Here is a 16,579-nt window from a genome sequence, read left to right as displayed (position 1 = left end):
GGCAGAGCGTGCCCAGTGGTGACGCCGCTTGCCCCCACCCCTGCCCTCCCCCAAAGGGGGAGGGAGAAAAGCCCAACCAATACCCAACACCCCCTCTGACCACAAGGAACCCATGTCTTATCAAAAGCTCCAGCCCGGCGCCTCGGGCGCCATCGGCGAACTCGCGGCCATGCAGGCCGTCGTGTGCCACGGCCCGAAGGACTACCGCCTCGAAACCGTTGCGATGCCCACCATCGGCCGCAACGAACTGCTGATCTCCATCGCCGCCTGCGGCATCTGCGCCTCCGACTGCAAATGCCACTCGGGCGCAAAGATGTTCTGGGGCGGCGACGGCCAGCCCTCATGGGTCAAGGCGCCCGTGGTCCCGGGCCATGAATTCTTCGGCTACGTCGAGGCGCTCGGCGAAGGCGCGGCCGAACACTTCGGCGTGGAGAAAGGCGACCGCGTGATCGCCGAGCAGATCGTGCCCTGCAGCAAGTGCCGTTTCTGCACCTCGGGCAAGTACTGGATGTGCGAGGTGCACAACATCTTCGGCTTCCAGCGCATCGTGGCCGATGGCGGCATGGCCGACTACATGCGGCTGCCGCCGACCTCGCGCGTGCACAGGATCCCCGACGGCATCTCGCTGGAAGACGCGGCCATCATCGAGCCGCTCTCGTGCGCGATCCACACGGTGAACCGCGGCGACATCCAGCTGGACGACGTGGTGGTGATCGCCGGCGCCGGCCCGCTCGGCCTGATGATGGTGCAGGCCGCGCGGCTCAAGACGCCGAAGAAGCTGATCGTGATCGACCTCGTGCCCGAACGCCTTGCCCTGGCGAAGGAGTTCGGCGCGGACGTGACGATCAATCCGAAGACCGAGAACGCCGACGCCATCGTCAAGGGCCTGACCGAAGGCTACGGCTGCGACGTGTACATCGAGACCACCGGCGCGCCCATCGGCGTGACGCAGGGGCTGGAGATGATCCGCAAGCTCGGCCGCTTCGTGGAGTTCAGCGTGTTCGGCTCGGAGACCAGCGCCGACTGGTCGATCATCGGCGACCGCAAGGAGCTCGACGTGCGCGGCGCGCACCTGGGCCCGTACTGCTACCCGATCGCCATCGACCTGCTGGCGCGCGGGCTCGTCACATCGAAAGGCATCGTGACGCACGACTTTCCGCTCACCGAATGGGAGCGCGCCTTCGCGCTGGCCAACTCGCTCGACTCGATCAAGGTGCTGCTCAAGCCGCAGCCCCGCGCGGTGCCATGAAGTACGTCATCGGCGTCGACATCGGCACGCAGAGCACCAAGTGCCTGCTGGTCGGCATCGACGGCAGGGTGCATGCGCAGGCGAGCGTGGCCTACCAGCCCGAGACGCCGAAGCCGCTGTGGGCACAGCAGGCCTGCGAGGTGTGGTTCGATGCGGTGTGCGAGAGCGTGCGTGCCTGCGTGGCCAGGAGCGGTATCGCGCCCGCGGACATCGCCGCGATGTGCGTGAGCAGCCTCTACGGCGGCGCGGGCATCCCGGTGGACGAGGCGATGCAGCCGCTGCACCCGTGCCTCATCTGGATGGACCGCCGCGCCACTGCCGAGGTCGATGCGGTGAACGCGGCGGTCGATGTCGCGCGACTGCAGGCCATTACCGGCAACGGCGTGGACAGCTACTACGGCTTCACCAAGATGCTGTGGATCCGCGAGCATTTGCCCCAGGTGTGGTCGAAGACGCGCTGGTTTGTGCCGCCCAACAGCTACATCAACTGGCGACTGACCGGCGAGCTCGCGGTCGATCACAGCTCGGCCGGCAACATCGGCGGCGTGTACGACGCGGCAGGGCGCCGTTGGTCGGAGGAAGCGCTTGCCATGCTCGGCATTCCGGCGCGCATGATGCCGCCGCGCCTGGTCGAATCGAGCGACGTGGTCGGCGGCCTGGATGCCGGATGGGCCGCGAAGCTCGGCCTCGCCGAAGGCATGCCGCTGATGGCCGGCGGCGTCGATGCGGCGGTGGCCACGTTCTGCGCGGGCGTGACCGGCAGCGGCGACCACGTCGCGATGATCGGCACCAGCATGTGCTGGGGCTTCGTGAGCCCGACGGTGGATGCGCGCCACAAGCTCATCACGATGCCGCACGTCTACCGTGGCGCGGACCGCAGCTATGTGTTCGGCGGCGCGATCACCGCAGGCGCGGCCGTCACCTGGTTTCGCGAAGCCTTCTGCCAGGCCGAGGTGGCCGAGGCCGCGCGCACCGGCGAAGACGCGCACATATTGATCGAGCGCCAAGCCGTCGATGTGCCGCCCGGTGCGGAGGGCTTGGTCTTCCTGCCCTACCTGATGGGGGAGCGCAGCCCGATCTGGGACGCGCAGGCCAAGGGCGCATTCATCGGCCTCTCGCTCGCGCACAGCCGCGCGCATCTTTATCGCGCCGTGCTCGAGGGCGTGAGCTTCGCGCTGCAGCACAACATCGAGGCCGGCCGCCGGAGCGGCCAGCCGCTGGACAACCACCTCATCGTGGTCGGCGGCGCGGCGCACTCGGACCTCTGGATGCAGATCGTCGCGGACATCACCGGCTACCCGGTGTTCACCATCGAGGAAGAGGTCGAGGCCGCCCTCGGTGCGGCGATGCTCGCGGCGCTCGGCGCGGGGCTGGTCGATGCGGCGACGGCCGAGCGCGGCTGGGTCACGCTGGTGGAACGCGCGCGGCCCGATCCTGCGGCGCAGGCGATCTACCGCGAACGCTTCGATATCTACAAATCCCTCTACCCCGCATTGCGCGATGCGATGCACCGGCTGACATGACGACCTCCTTCGACTTTTCCGGCCGGCGCGCACTCGTGACCGGCGCCAGCAGCGGCATCGGGCGTGCGGTGGCGGTGCGGCTCGCAAAATCGGGCGCGGCGGCGACGGCCGTGGGGCGCAACGCGGCGGCGCTCGATGCGCTGCACGCGGAGGCGGGCTGCACGCCGCTGGTGATCGACGTCGGCGATGCGGCCGCACTGGAACGCGCGCTCGCCCCGCTGCCGGCCTTCGACCTCGTGGTGAACTGCGCCGGCATCGCATTGCTCGAATCCGCGCTCGACCTGCAGGCCGAGAGCTTCGACGCCGTGATGGCCGTCAACGCGCGCGCCGCGGCGCTGGTGGCTTCGCGCTGCGGCAAGGCGATGATCGCTGCCGGCGTGCGCGGCAGCATCGTCAACGTGTCGAGCCAGGCTGCGCTGGTCGCGCTCGATGCGCACCTCTGCTACTGCGCATCGAAGGCAGCGATGGATGCGATCACGCGCTCGCTGTGCCTCGAATTCGGGCCGCATGGCATCCGCGTGAACAGCGTGAATCCGACCGTGACGCTCACGCCGATGGCCGAGCAGGCGTGGGCCGATCCGGCCAAGAGCGCGGCGGCCCTGAGGAGCATTCCGATGGGGAGGTTCGCGCAGGTCGAGGAGGTGGTCGCACCGATCCTCTTCCTGCTGTCCGATGGCGCGTCGATGGTCAGCGGCGTGGCGCTGCCGGTCGATGGCGGCTACACGATCGTTTGACGCGAATGAATCGTGCGGGCCGAGGTTGCCAAAGCCTTGCGCGGCGCTTCGACAAGCTCGGCGTGAACGGGTTTGTCCTGGCGAATCCGTTCAGGCAAACCGCGTGCCGCCGCCGGGCGAATCGAGCAGCGCGTCCAGGTTGCGCGAGATCTTCTGCTCGATCTGCTCGCTGAAGCTGCTGAACAGGAAGCCCAGCGTGGCCTCGAGCTTGAAGGTGTCGGCGGTCACCTCGACCGTGCCGTCGATGCCCGGGCGGCTGAACTGGGCGACGTCGCAGGTCTTGCCCTCGGTGTAGGTGCACTCCAGGCCGTAGTCCTGCTCGACCTGCTGCACCCACTGGCGCGCGACTTCGCGGGCGCCGGCAATGCCCAGCGTGTGGTTTCTCTCGATATGGATGTCAGGCACCGTGATCTCCGTTGTTGTTGTCGCTGGAATGGGTTTGCAGGATGCCGGTGGCGGCCTGCAGGGCGCTCCGGCGCTCTTCCATGGTCGATAGCGCGGCGATGCGCCGGACCTCAGTGTAGAAGCGCGGCCAGTCGCGGCCCTCGTGCTCGAACAGCGCCTCGAAAGCCGGCACCAGGTCGTCGTACGCGCCCTGCGCGCCGAAGGCCGCATTGTTGGCGCGCGCCACCCAGCCGTCGTAGGCGCCCTGGCGCGGGCCGGGCCAGCCTTTCTTCAGCTCGGCATAGCGCGCGCGGAAGTCGGCCATCGCGGCCTTCTTCATCGCCTCGACGGCGCTCCAGTTCTTGGCCCTGGCCTCGGGCGACTCGTACACCTGCGTGAGCGCGCGGCGCGTGTTGAGGGCGAGCGCGCGAAACTCCTGGCGCTGGCCGTCGAACTGCGCGTACTCGCGGCGCGCCGCCTCGCCGGCTTCGCGCCGCAGCCACATGCCGCCGCCGATGCGCTCGACCGCGGTGGCGTACGACTCGTTGAACATCGTGTCGCCCGGCACGTAGAGCACTTGGTGCGCGAGCTCGTGGAACACGAGGCGCGCGAGTTCGCCTTCCGGATAGCCGATGAAGGTGGAGAGCAGCGGATCGCCGCCGGCCCAGTTCATCCAGCCGAGCGTGGAGTACGCGGGCACGGGGTAGACGGCCACTTCGAGGTCGAGCGCGCGCTGCGCCTCGGCTTCGGCCTTGGCCGCGTCCTCGCTGTAGTAGCCGCGGTATCCCACGCAGCCGGCCACCGGGAAGCACCAGCTCTTGAGCGTGAGCGAATACGGCGGCGCGGCCACCACGTTCCACACGGCGGCGGGGCGGTGCAGGTCGGCATACGACTTGTAGCTGGCGTTGTCGGGCAGGCCGAGCTCGGTCGAGGCGAATGTGCGGATGCGCTGCGTCAATTCGAGCTTGGCCTTGAGCGGTGCCGAGGTGGCCGGGTCCGCGAGCCATTCGGGCACGGGCTTGGCCGCCCGCATGATGCCGATGTGGCCGCTGGCGGATTGCCAGTAGTAGCCGAGGTCCGCGCAACCCGTGAGGAACAGGGCGCCGGTCAGTGTCAGTACCGGGAGCGCCTTCACAAGCGTTCGACTTCGACGAGGCAGTCGTAAAAAGTGGGGCCGCGCCCGATGTCGGTGAGCCGCTGGCTCGTGAGCTGGTTGACGTTGGTGCCGTCGCCGCCGAACTTGCGCCACCAGATGCCCATGCCGTGCACCACGCCCTGGCGCGCGCGGCGCGACACCTCGGCGCGGCAGCGGTGCTCGCCGCGCCCGTTGAACACGCGCACCATGGCGCCGTCCTCGATGCCGCGCGCGGCGGCATCCGCCGCGTGGATCTCCAGCAGCGGCTCGACCTCGATGGCGCGCAGGCTCGTCACGTTGACGAAGGTCGAGTTGAGGAAGTTGCGCGCGGGCGGCGAGATCATCGCGAGCGGAAACTCGGTCGAGCTGCCGGCGGGCTCCCAGTTGGGCACGTGGTCGGGCACGCCGTCCATGCCCATGGCTTCGAGGCGCGCGCTGAAGAATTCGCAGCGGCCCGAGGGTGTGGGAAACCGGCCTTCGGCGAACGGCGCCTCGGGCAGCTTCACGCTGGTGAAGCCTTGCGTGAGTATCTGCGCGTAGTCGATGGCGCTTTCGGCGAACGCGGTGCGGCACAGCGCCTCGTCGTCGTCCGAGAAGCAGGGCTCGTCGAAACCCATGCGGCGCGCCAGTTCGCGAAACACCCAGGCGTTGCTGCGGGCCTGGCCGCGCGGCGCGACCGCGGGGCGGTTCAGCAGCACGTCGGTGTGGCCGTAGCTCGTGTGGATGTCCCAGTGCTCCAGCTGCGTGGTGGCGGGCAGGAGGTAATCGGCGTAGTCGGCGGTGTCGGTGCGGAACTGTTCCAGCACCACGGTGAAGAGGTCTTCCCGCGCAAAGCCGGCCGCCACCTTGGACGAATCGGGCGCCACCGCGACGGGGTTGCTGTTGTAGACCACGATGGCCTTCACCGGCTTGGCCTCGTCGAGCAGCGCATCGCCGATGGTGCTCATGTTGATGGTGCGCGGTCGGCGACCGTCGAGCAGGTCGGGGCGCTGCAGCGCGGCGCGGTCGACCGGGAAATGGCCCGAGCTGCTCAGCAGCAGCCCGCCCGCCCGGTCGCGCCAGGCGCCCACCAGTGCCGGCAGGCAGGCGACCGCGCGGGCCGCGTTGCCGCCGCCGCGCACGCGCTGCATGCCGTAGTTCAGCCGAATGGCCGCGGGCCTGGTCGTGCCGTAGGCCTCGGCCAGCGCGACGATCTGCGCCTCGGGAATGCCGCAGACCTCGGCCGCGCGAGAAGGCGGCCACTGCAGCGCGCGCTCGCGCAGTTGCTCCCAGCCCAGCGTGTGGTTGGCGATGTAGTCGTGGTCGAGCCAGTCGTGCGCGATCAGCTCGTGCATCAGCGCCAAGGCCAATGCGGCGTCGGTGCCGGGCAGGAGCGCGATGTGCTCGTCGCACTTGTCGGCGGTTTCGGTCTTGCGCGGATCGATGCACACCAGCCGAGCGCCTGCGCGCTTGGCGGCCTGGGCATGGCGCCAGAAATGCAGGTTGCTCGCGATGGAGTTGCTGCCCCAGATCAGGATGAGCTTGGCTTCGGCGAAGAACTCGATCCGCATGCCGACCTTGCCGCCCAGCGTGTGGACCATGGCCTCGCCGCCGGCCATCGAGCAGATCGTGCGGTCCAGCAGCGATGCCCCCAGCTTGTGGAAGAAGCGCCGGTCCATCGACTCGCCCTGCACAAGCCCCATGGTGCCCGCATAAGAGTAGGGGAGAATTGCTTCCGGATCGGCGTGCAATGACCGAAGATGCGCGGCGATGTCGTCCAACGCAGCGTCCCACGAGACCGGCTCGAACTGGCCGCTGCCCTTGGGGCCGACGCGCTTGAGGGGCTGTACCAGCCGTTCGGCATGGTCGTTGCGTTCGATGTAGCGCGACACCTTGGTGCAGAGCACGCCGCCGGTGTGCGAATGGGCGGCATTGCCCTGCAGCTTCACGGCCACGCCGTCGCGAACGGTGGTGACGAGGGCGCAGGTGTCGGGGCAATCGTGCGGGCAGGCGCCCAGCACGGTGGTGGTCTGGGGTGTTGGTGTCGCGGAAGTCTTGGCTTCCGGGGAGTCCGTTGCGTGGGGCATCGGACAAGTCTAATTTGAGTGCGGAAAAACGCGCAGAGGGAGTTCTTCACCATGGTGAATCGCAGGCATTTTTCCCTGACCATCGGGGCCGCCGCAACGCTCGGCACCTTTCGCATCGCGCAGGCCCAGGCCGAAGCGCCCCTCGTGCTGGGCCAGTCCGCGCCTTTCACCGGTCCGGCCGCGCAGCTGGGCATCCAGTTCCACCAGGGCGCCAAGGTGTTCCTGGACCAGTACAACGCCCAACCCGGCCGCCGCAACGTGGTGATCAAGAACCTGGACGACGGCTACGAGCCCGACCGCTGCGCCGCCAACACGCAAAAGCTGATCGAGGAGGACGTGTTCGCCCTCTTCGGCTACATCGGCACGCCCACCAGCCTGGCCGCGCTGCCGCTGGCGGTGAAGGACAAGGTGCCCTTCATCGCACCGTTCACCGGCGCAATGTCGCTGCGGGAGCCCTTCCACAAGAACGTGTTCCACCTGCGCGCTTCGTACAACGACGAGACGGCGCTCATGGTCAAGCAGCTCACGCACCTGGGCCTGAAGAAGATCGCGGTCTTCTACCAGAACGATGCCTACGGCAAGGCCGGGCTCGACGGGGTGACGCTGGCGCTCTCGCAGCTGGATCTGAAGCCGATCGCCATGGCCACGGTCGAGCGCAATTCGGCCGACGTGGCGCAGGCTGTGAAGGCCATCGTGGGCGCGAAGCCCGACGCGGTGGTGCAGGTGGGCGCGTACAAGGCCTGCGCCGCGTTCATCCGCGAGGCGCGCAAGGCGAGCTACGGCGGCACCTTCATCAACCTGTCGTTCGTGGGCACGCAGGCGCTGGCCGACGAGCTCGGCAAGGAGGCGGCGGGCGTGATGGTCACGCAGGTGGTGCCCTCGCCCTACAACCCGGCCAACGCGATCACGCGCGAATTCGTCGATGCCGTGCGCAAGGCGGGCGGCGGCGCCAGCGCGAACTTCTCGAGCATGGAGGGCTACCTGGCCGCCAAGGTGCTGACCGAGGGGCTGCGCAAGGCCTCGGGCAAGGTCACGCGCGACAGCCTCGTCGCGGGGCTGGAGAGCATCGACCGGCAGCAGTTCGGCGGCTTCGAGGTGTCGTTCTCGGCGAAGAACCATGTGGGGTCGAAGTTCGTCGAGCTGTCGATGCTGACGGGCGACGGGCGGGTTCGGACCTAGTTCCTGGGGCTCCTGTCCGGGGCGTGTGCGCAGGCCATCGGGTACTCCCCTCCGAGAATGTCCCCCGGGGCTTCGCCGCTCCGAACCAGCGACGAACAGCTCAGGCGCTCAACCCATCCACCGCCTGGAACATCGCCTGCCGCGCCTGGCTCACGATCTGCCCGCGCCAGGCATCGGTGTCCGTGTAGAACGCCTCGACCATCCGCGCACGGATGCCGTCGGCCAGGTCGGCCGGCGCATCGGGGTGCTTGTGCAGCCAGTGGTCGGCGCGCAGGGCCCCGGTCACCTCCAGGATCGGCAGCGTGCCGTATTCGAGTGCGATGCCGGTGTACTCGGCCTGCGGGCATTCCTCGTACACGGCATCCCACATCAGCCCGCGCAGCAGCGCCGAGGTCGACGAGCCGTCGTAGATCGAGGTGACGGGCGCCGCAGGCGTGCCCCACCAGGCGTTGGCGCGGGCGTAGGCGGTCTTGTCGTCCTTGCCTGCATAGATGCGCTCGCCCAGGCCGTTGGGGCCGAGCCCCGTGTGCAGGTCGATCCAGGCGATTCGCTTTGCACTGCCCGCATGGCGGCGCAACACGCCGCGGATGGTCTTGTTGCTCCAGGTGGGCGCCTTGCCGCCGAAGAAGAGGCCATCGTCGAACTGGTACTGGCCGCTGGTCACGGCTGCCTGGTAGGCGGTGGCGCCGTGCTTCTCGATCCACTTCTCGACGGCCGCCTGGTTCTCGGGCGTCGGCGGCCAGGTGTCGGGCAGCAGCAGCGGATGCAGCTTGGCATAGGGCTCGTTGACCGGTGCCGGCTGCGAGAAGTCGATGAAGTTGCGGTTCAGGTCGACGTTCTCGTGCGTGACGCGCCGGCCGTACGAAAAGCCATGCGGGTTGAGCGCGTGCACGTAGAGCACCGCCACGCCCTGCGCTTTCGCCTTGTCGCGCCATTCGGCGTCGTGCAGCGCGAACACTTGCACGCCGCTGCCGCAATGGCCCTCGACGCCGTGGCAGGCGCTCGTGACGATCAGCAGGCGCTCGGCGTTGGCATCGCCATCGAGCGCCACGTCCATCGAAAGATCTTCGCCGTCGCGTCCCTTGAGCGGGTGCGCATGCGGCTGCACGGTGAGGCCCGCTGCCACGCAGCCCTGCAGGAATTTCTGGCGCGCCTGGGCGTAGCGCGGCGAAAAAGCCTCGCCGATGCCGATCATGAAACGTTGCCGCCGGGCTTGTTCAGGAACTGCTCGGCGATCTGCACCCAGCAGGTGGCGCCCAGGGGAATGAGATCGTCGTTGAAGTCGTAGCTCGCGTTGTGCAGCGTGCAAGGGCCTTCGCCGTGGTGCACGTCGCGGTGCGCGCCGTCGCCGTTGCCGATGAAGGCATAGGCACCGGGCTTGGCCTGCAGCATGAAGGCGAAGTCCTCGGAGGTCATGGCGGCCTCCTGCTTGAGCACGTTCTCGGCGCCGACGATGCCGCTCATCACCTCGCGCGCGAAGTCGGCTTCGGCCTCGGTGTTGATGGTGGGCGGGTAGTAGCGCTCGAAGCGGAAGTCGCAGGTCGCGTCGTGCGCCGCGCAGATGTGCTCGGCGATCTGGCGCATCTTGGCCTCGATCATGTCGAGCACCTCGATGGAGAAGGTGCGCACCGTGCCCGAGAGTTCGCAGTTGTCGGGAATCACGTTGTTGGCTTCGCCCGCATGGATGGTGGTGACCGAGATCACCGCCGAGTCGGTCGGCTTCATCTTGCGTGTGAGGATGGTCTGGAACGCCTGCACGATCTCGCAGGCGATCGGCACCGGGTCGATGCCCGTCTGCGGCAGCGCCGCATGGCCGCCCTTGCCGATCACGTTGACGAAGAACTTGTTGCCCGAGGCCATCACCGGGCCGGGGCTCACGGCGAACTGGCCGGCCTTCATGCCGGGCCAGTTGTGCATGCCGAAGACCGCGTCCATGGGGAACTGCTCGAAGAGCCCTTCCTTGATCATTTCGCGGGCGCCACCGCCGCCCTCTTCGGCCGGCTGGAAGATCAGGTACACGGTGCCGTCGAAATTGCGGTTCCTGGCCAGGTGCTGGGCGGCCGCGAGCAGCATCGCGGTGTGGCCGTCATGGCCGCAGGCGTGCATCTTGCCCTGGTGCTTGCTGGCGTGGGCGAAGGTGTTGAGTTCGGTAACGGGCAGTGCGTCCATGTCGGCGCGCAAGCCGACTGCGCGGTTGCTGGTGCCGTTCTTGACGATGCCCACGACGCCGGTGGTGCCCAGGCCCCGGTGAATGGGAATGCCCCACTCGGTGAGCTTGCCTGCCACCACGTCGGCGGTGCGGACTTCTTCGAAACAGAGTTCGGGGTGGGCGTGGAGGTCACGTCGGACGGCGGCGATGCCGGCCGCCTGCGTGACGAGCGAATCGATGAGTTTCATAGGACACAGTCTATGCAAAAAGCACGCCCCCACGCTACGCCTTCCCCCTGCCGGGGGCAACACCAGCGGCCCGGCAAAGCCGGTTCCGCGGTGTTTCGCGAACAGAAACTCAGCGGCCGAGGCTCTTCAGGTACTCGGTGCGCGCGGCGATCGCGGTGTCGGTGAAGTCGGTGAACACGCCGTCCACGCCGAGCTTGTAATAGATCGCGTACTCGTTCTTGCCATCCTTGTTGTAGTCGGCCGCCAGGCGGCGCGATTCGTTCCGGAAGGTGAAGGGATGCACGAACAGGCCCGCCTTGTGGGCGTCGGCGATCAGCGTGGTGGGCGAGACCGAGGTGGCGTCGGCGTCGTTGATCTTGCCGTCCTTGTTCACGTCGATCGGCTTGCCATCGGGGCCGATGCTGCCCTTGATGGTCACGATGTAGCGCTTCCACGGGCCGATGCCGTCGGCGTACGTCTTGATTTCGGCCAGGCCCGCGGGCGTGACCATGACATCGAAGTTGCGCTTGTCGCCGGCCTTGGTCCATTCGTAGGGGCGGTCCACCGGAATGGCATAGGTCATGGCACCGGTCTTCATGTCGATGCCGTCGCCGTCGATCAGCTGGATGAGCTTGGTCTTCAGGCCCTTGGCCTTCATGTACTTGAGGCTGCCCGGCTCGAACGACTGGACGTAGATCGGCGCGGTCTTGCTGTTCCAGCCGGCCGCGTCGATCGCGGCGACGACCTTGTCTTCCATCGGCAGCCCCAGGTCGCGGAAGTAGGTCGGGTTCTTGGTTTCAGGGTAGATCGCGATGGTGCGGCCGGTTTCCCTCGACTTGGCCTTGGCGAAATCGATGATCTCCTGGAAGGTCACGATCTTGAACTTGCCGTTGAATTCCTGCGGGCGTTCTGCGTCGGTCGAGATGCCGCCCAGCGTCTTGATCTCGGCCAGCGTAAAGTCGTTGCTGAACCAGCCGGTCTGGGTTTCGCCGTCGACCTTGATGGTTTTCTTGCGCGAGGCGAAGCGGGCGTGCTTGGCCACGTCGGTGCTGATGGCCAGGTTGGGGTCGTGGCGGGCGATGAGCACGCCGTCCTTGGTGGAGACCAGGTCCATCTCGATCACGTCGGCACCCAATTCGATGGCCTTCGTGTAGGCCTCCAGCGTCTGCTCCGGCAGGTAGCCCGAGGCGCCGCGGTGGGCAATGACCAGCGGCGGGTTGCCGTCCAGCGTCAGCAGCTTGGCGGGGCCGCCCGAGGGGCCGGTGCCGCTGCAGGCCGCAACGCACAGGGCGGCGGTGGCGGTCAGGGCGATCTGAAGGGTGCGCATGGTTTTTTTCTCCATCCAAAAGAGGCGCAGGGTACCCGCTGCGGATGACAGTCGGAACCACCGAAGACGCGGGGCATCGACTTCTTGGACAATCTGTTGCATGCCCCACACGCTTTCCCCCCAAAGCCTCGCACTGGCCCAGTCGCTGGTGCGCATGAACACCGTGAGCGAGAACAGCAACCTGCAGCTGATCGACCTCGCCCAGAGCCACCTCGCCGCACTCGGCGTGAAGAGCCGCATCACCTACAACGCCGAGCGCACCAAGGCGAACCTTTTCGCCACGCTCGGCGAGGGCAAGCCGGCCGGGGTGATCATTTCGGGGCACACCGACACGGTGCCCTGGGACGGCCAGGACTGGAGCGTCGACCCGCTCTCGGCCGTGGTGCAGAACGAGCGCCTCTACGGCCGCGGCTCGGCCGACATGAAGAGCTTCATCGCCATCGCGCTGTCCAACGCCAAGCGCTTCCTCGAGAGCGACTCGCCCTTCGCCGTGCACTTCGCCTTCAGCTACGAAGAAGAAATCGGCTGCTTCGGCGTGAAGGAACTCATCGCCGACATGCGCGACGCGGGCATCAAGCCGCTGGCCTGCATCGTGGGCGAGCCCACCAGCATGGTGCCGGCCATCGCCCACAAGGGCGTGTACCGCTACAAGTGCTGCGTGCGGGGCAAGGAGGCGCATTCGTCGCTCACGCCCAAGTCGGTCAACGCCATCGAGATGGCCGCGCGCGTGATCGGCAAGGTGCGCGACATGGCCGAGGACTTCGAGCGCAGCGAGCCCCGTTACGAAGGTTTCGACGTGCCCTTCAGCACCGCGAGCGTGGGCCAGTTCCACGGCGGCATCGCCGACAACGTGGTGCCGCGCGACGCCGAGTTCCGTTATGAGTTCCGCGACCTGCCCACGGCCGACGCCAAGCGCATGCAGTCCGATGTGCTGGCCTATGCCGCGGGCCTGGAGCCGGCGATGAAGAAGGTGGCGCCCGATGCGGGCTTCAAGTTCGAGACGATCTGCGAGATCCCCAGCTTCCTCGGCGCGGCCAGCGACCCGGTCACGCTGCTCGCGCAGCGCCTGGCGGGCGAGGACCGCACCACCTTGGTGGCCTTCGGCACCGAAGCGGGCCTCTTCAAGAACGCGGGCATCCCCACGGTGGTGTGCGGCCCGGGCAGCATCGAGCAGGCGCACCAGCCCGACGAGTTCGTGAGCCTGGAGCAACTCGCGCGCTGCGAGCTGTTCATGGAGCGCCTCGCCACGTCACACACCATTGGCTGAAATGCCGCTTACCCCCAGTCTTCGCGCACTTCGTGTCGCTTCGCCAACCCCCTTTCAGGGGGCCACACCAGCGGCCCGGCAAAGCCGGTTCCGCGGCGGTGTGCCTGGCCTTGGCCGTGACGGTGTCGTGCGGCGCGCAGCGTGCGATGGACTGATGGAAAACTGAGTTGACCAAGGATGCCGATGCGCTGCGGCGCATGAAGCGCGTCGCGCTCGGCCTGCTGTGCGCGGCGGCGCTGCTCTATGCGGTGGCGAGCGCGCTGCATGCGCAGCATCCGGCCTGGGGCTACGTGGCCGCCTTCGCCGAGGCCGCGATGGTCGGCGCGATTGCCGACTGGTTCGCGGTGGTGGCGCTGTTCCGCCATCCGCTGGGCCTGCCGATTCCGCACACCGCGATCATCCCGAGCAACAAGGACCGGATCGGCGCGAAGCTCGCGGGCTTCATCTGCAACAACTTCCTGAGCACCGCGCAGGTGCTCGCCAAGCTGCGCGAGTTCGATACCGCCAGCCGCATCGCCGACTGGCTGGCGCGCCCCGCGAGCGGCCAGAAGCTCGGCGAATGGGGCGTGGCCGCCACGCGCTACGGCCTCGCCGCCTTCGACGACGACCGGGTGCGCGATTTCATGGGCCGCGCCGCCGCGGCGGGCCTGGCCAAGATCGACCTCTCGCGCCTCACGGGCCAGGCGCTCGATGCGCTCACCGCGGGCGGCCGCCACCAGGCGCTGCTGGACGACGTGCTGCAGCAGGTGGCGGGCCTGCTCGAAGGCGACGAGGTGCAGGCGCACATCACCGAAGCGATCGCGCGCGAGATCAAGACGCTGCGCTACGTGGGCCTGGACCAGGTCGCGGCCAAGCTCGCCACGCGCAAGATCGTGGCGGCCGTGGCGCACACCATCGGCGAACTCGCGGCCGAGCCCGACCACCCGATGCGCAAGCGCTTCGACCACTTCGTGGACGACTTCGTGGTGCGCCTGAAGCTCGACCCGGAATTCCAGCAGCGCGGCGAGCAGATCCGCGCCGAGCTGATGGCGCACCCGGCGCTGGGCGACTACCTGCACGGGCTCTGGGGCGAACTGCTGGCGTGGCTGGACGCCGACCTGCGCCGCAGCGATTCGACGATCCGCCAGCGCATCGCGTCGATGGCCGGCGCGCTGGGCACGCGGCTGCAGGCCGACGAGGCCATCCGCCGCTGGATCAACGAGCAGATCGAGGCCGCCGCGCCGCTGGCCATCGAGCGCTACCGCGAGGACATCCGCCGCTACATCGAGGAGCGGGTCGGCGAGTGGAACGCCCAGGAGATGACGCTCGAGCTGGAGCGCCACATCGGACGCGACCTGCAGTTCATCCGCATCAACGGCACGCTGGTGGGCGGGCTGGTGGGCCTCCTGATCCACACCGTCACGCAGCTGCTGCGCGGGTGAGCATAAAGCCCACGCGCTGCGGGTAATCCGCAGCGGACGAAAGTGCGCATGTCCCGGGAAAGACTGCGCGACCACCCCTTCCTCCTTCTAGACTGCGCGCGCATTCACAAGAAGGAGAAGAAGACATGCCCCGTCGCCCGCTGCGCGCCGCCGCCGCGCTGATCGCCACGCTCGCCCTGCTGGGTGCCTGCAGCACGCTCGCACCGCCTGCGTCCACGACCGTGCCCGCCACCTCGCCGACACCGGCGCCGCCCTCTGCGCCATCCACCGCCCGGCCCGCCTCGTGGGCCGCACCGGAGGCGCTGGTGCCGCCGTCGTCGTTCTCGGGCGTGCACGGGCTGGCCATCGATGCCAAGGGTCGGCTGCTCGCGGGCTCGGTGCTCGGCAACACGCTGTGGGAAGTCGACCGCACCACCGGCAAGGCCAAGGTGCTGATCGACGCCCCCGAAGGCCAGGCCGACGACATCGCGGTCGGCCCCAACGGCGAGCTGGCCTGGACCAACTACCTCATGGGCATGCTGCGCTACCGCGAGAGCGACACCGCGCCGATGCGCGTGCTCGCCAAGGACCTGCCCGGCCTGAATTCGCTCGACTTCGACCGCAAGAGCGGCAAGCTCTACGCCTCGCAGGTGTTCCTGGGCGATGCGCTGTGGGAAATCGACCGCACCGGCCAGAAGCCGCCGCGCCTCATCAAGAAGGACATGGGCGGCTTCAACGGTTTCGAGGTCGGGCCCGACGGCATGCTCTACGGGCCGCTGTGGTTCAAGGGCCAGGTCGTGAAGATCGATCCGGCCAATGGCCACATGGCCGTGATCGCCGATGGCTTCAAGATCCCGGCCGCGGCCAATCTCGACGGCAAGGGCAACCTCTGGGTGGCCGATGCGCGCAGCGGCGAACTAGTGCGGGTGGAACTGGCCACCGGCCGCAAGACCGTCGCGAAACAGCTTCGGCCCTCGCTGGACAACCTGGCCATTGCCACGGACGGCACGATCTACGTGTCGAACATGGCCAACAACGAGGTGCAGGCCTTCAACCCCGCCACCGGAGAGCTGCGCACCCTCACCACCGGCAAGGTGGCGGTGCCGGCCGGCATGAAGATCGACGGCAACGACCTCTGGGTGGCCGACGTCTTCGGCTTCCGGCAGGTGGACGTGCGCACCGGCGAAGTGCGCGACGTGTTCCGCATGCAGCGCGAGCCCGAGCTCGACTATCCCTTCTCGGTCGGCCTGTCGCCCACGCGCTTCGCGCTGGCTTCGTGGTTCACCGGCACGGTCCAGCTGGTCGACCGCCAGACGCTCAAGACCGTCGAAACCATCCATGGCCTGAAGGCGCCGTTCGACGCGATCCCCATGCCCGACGGCAGCGTGATCTACGCGGAACTCGCCACCGGCAGCATCACGCGCGCCAGCGGGCCGAAGTTTGCAGAAAAGTCAGTGCTTGCTAGCGGACTGGGCGGCCCGGTGCAGATGGTCATCGGCCAGGACAGCGCGCTCTACGTCACCGAGGCCGCCGGCAAGCTGCTGCGCATTCCGCTGGATGCCAGCGCGCCGCTGCGCACCATCGTCGACGGCCTCGCGTTGCCCGAGGGCGTGGCGCAGACGCCATGGGGCACTTTCATCGTGGCCGAGAGCGCGGCGCGGCGGCTTGTCGAAATCGACCCGGCCAACGGAACCCGGCGAACCATCGCCGACAACCTGCCGATCGGCCTCGCGCCGGGGCCCGGACTGCCTCCGCCGTATGTGGTCACGGGCGTGGCCGTGGGCCGCGACGGCACGGTCTACGTGAGCGCAGATCGTAACAATGCGATATATCGAATTCGTGCCGTAAGGTAGGGTAACCATACGTACAGATTTCGATTTACTTTTAAAAACAAATATTACAAACTGGCCGGGACGCCGCAATGCGCCCCGATCACATC

Annotated in this window: 13 protein-coding genes; 7 read left to right on the top strand and 6 right to left on the bottom strand. The window is 68.0% G+C overall.

All coding sequences use genetic code 11. The features are described 5' to 3' along the window. The first annotated feature begins 112 nt into the window (after positions 1-112). From RT97_RS19600 to RT97_RS19590, 3 genes are read left to right on the top strand one after another with little or no spacing between them, the layout of a single operon-like run. On the top strand, positions 113-1,249 hold the full coding sequence (locus RT97_RS19600) for a zinc-binding dehydrogenase (protein WP_042580481.1): 1,137 nt from the start codon (positions 113-115) through the stop codon (positions 1,247-1,249). Beyond that, complete coding sequence (locus RT97_RS19595) at positions 1,246-2,772, top strand: FGGY-family carbohydrate kinase (protein ID WP_042580480.1); 1,527 nt, start codon at positions 1,246-1,248, stop codon at positions 2,770-2,772. The genes RT97_RS19600 and RT97_RS19595 overlap by 4 nt, the downstream gene beginning before the upstream one ends. Continuing rightward, on the top strand, positions 2,769-3,506 hold the full coding sequence (locus tag RT97_RS19590) for an SDR family oxidoreductase (RefSeq protein ID WP_042580479.1): 738 nt from the start codon (positions 2,769-2,771) through the stop codon (positions 3,504-3,506). The genes RT97_RS19595 and RT97_RS19590 overlap by 4 nt, the downstream gene beginning before the upstream one ends. 90 nt (positions 3,507-3,596) lie before the next feature. Here the strand turns inward: RT97_RS19590 and RT97_RS19585 are convergent, their stop codons facing one another. Genes RT97_RS19585 through RT97_RS19575 form a run of 3 tightly spaced genes read right to left on the bottom strand, consistent with a single transcriptional unit; the run spans position 3,597 to position 7,091 of the window. Further along, complete coding sequence (locus RT97_RS19585; RefSeq protein ID WP_042580478.1) at positions 3,597-3,911, bottom strand: polyhydroxyalkanoic acid system family protein; 315 nt, start codon at positions 3,909-3,911, stop codon at positions 3,597-3,599. Further along, positions 3,904-5,025, bottom strand: a complete 1,122-nt coding sequence (locus RT97_RS19580; RefSeq protein WP_042580477.1) for an aminopeptidase — start codon at positions 5,023-5,025, stop codon at positions 3,904-3,906. Before RT97_RS19580 ends, RT97_RS19585 begins: the two co-directional genes overlap by 8 nt. Continuing rightward, the gene (locus RT97_RS19575; RefSeq protein ID WP_042580476.1) at positions 5,022-7,091 is read right to left on the bottom strand and encodes a molybdopterin-containing oxidoreductase family protein; all 2,070 of its coding nucleotides are present in this window, start codon (positions 7,089-7,091) and stop codon (positions 5,022-5,024) included. Before RT97_RS19575 ends, RT97_RS19580 begins: the two co-directional genes overlap by 4 nt. A 51-nt stretch (positions 7,092-7,142) precedes the next feature. Between RT97_RS19575 and RT97_RS19570 the strand changes: the two genes are divergently transcribed. Beyond that, positions 7,143-8,270, top strand: a complete 1,128-nt coding sequence (locus RT97_RS19570) for an ABC transporter substrate-binding protein (RefSeq protein ID WP_042580475.1) — start codon at positions 7,143-7,145, stop codon at positions 8,268-8,270. A 100-nt stretch (positions 8,271-8,370) separates the two neighbouring features. Here the strand turns inward: RT97_RS19570 and RT97_RS19565 are convergent, their stop codons facing one another. From RT97_RS19565 to RT97_RS19555, 3 genes are all read right to left on the bottom strand, one after another. Next, positions 8,371-9,465, bottom strand: coding sequence for a M14 family metallopeptidase (locus RT97_RS19565; RefSeq protein ID WP_042580474.1), 1,095 nt, complete (start codon positions 9,463-9,465; stop codon positions 8,371-8,373). Then, positions 9,462-10,667: a M20 aminoacylase family protein gene (locus tag RT97_RS19560; protein ID WP_042580473.1), complete on the bottom strand. Its 1,206-nt coding sequence runs from the start codon at positions 10,665-10,667 to the stop codon at positions 9,462-9,464. Before RT97_RS19560 ends, RT97_RS19565 begins: the two co-directional genes overlap by 4 nt. A gap of 109 nt (positions 10,668-10,776) precedes the next feature. Beyond that, positions 10,777-11,973 carry a glycerophosphodiester phosphodiesterase gene (locus tag RT97_RS19555; protein ID WP_042580472.1) on the bottom strand — a complete coding sequence of 399 codons (1,197 nt, stop codon included), beginning with the start codon at positions 11,971-11,973 and terminating at the stop codon, positions 10,777-10,779. Positions 11,974-12,073: 100 nt separating this feature from the next. On the opposite strand from RT97_RS19555, the gene argE reads away from it, so the two are divergent. The 3 genes from argE to RT97_RS19540 all read left to right on the top strand — a co-directional run bounded on the left by argE (position 12,074) and on the right by RT97_RS19540 (position 16,493). Continuing rightward, positions 12,074-13,240, top strand: coding sequence for an acetylornithine deacetylase (argE, locus tag RT97_RS19550; protein WP_042580471.1), 1,167 nt, complete (start codon positions 12,074-12,076; stop codon positions 13,238-13,240). Between the two features lie 167 nt (positions 13,241-13,407). After that, positions 13,408-14,661 carry a DUF445 domain-containing protein gene (locus RT97_RS19545; protein WP_253278271.1) on the top strand — a complete coding sequence of 418 codons (1,254 nt, stop codon included), beginning with the start codon at positions 13,408-13,410 and terminating at the stop codon, positions 14,659-14,661. Positions 14,662-14,786: 125 nt separating this feature from the next. After that, the gene (locus RT97_RS19540) at positions 14,787-16,493 is read left to right on the top strand and encodes a hypothetical protein (protein WP_042580470.1); all 1,707 of its coding nucleotides are present in this window, start codon (positions 14,787-14,789) and stop codon (positions 16,491-16,493) included. Positions 16,494-16,579: the final 86 nt, after the last annotated feature.

Origin of the sequence: Variovorax paradoxus (assembly GCF_000834655.1) — a bacterium.
GTDB classification, from domain to species: Bacteria; Pseudomonadota; Gammaproteobacteria; order Burkholderiales; family Burkholderiaceae_C; genus Variovorax; species Variovorax paradoxus_F.
Note: the sequence above shows the minus strand (reverse complement) of the source record. Positions and strands in the feature narration are given on the sequence as shown.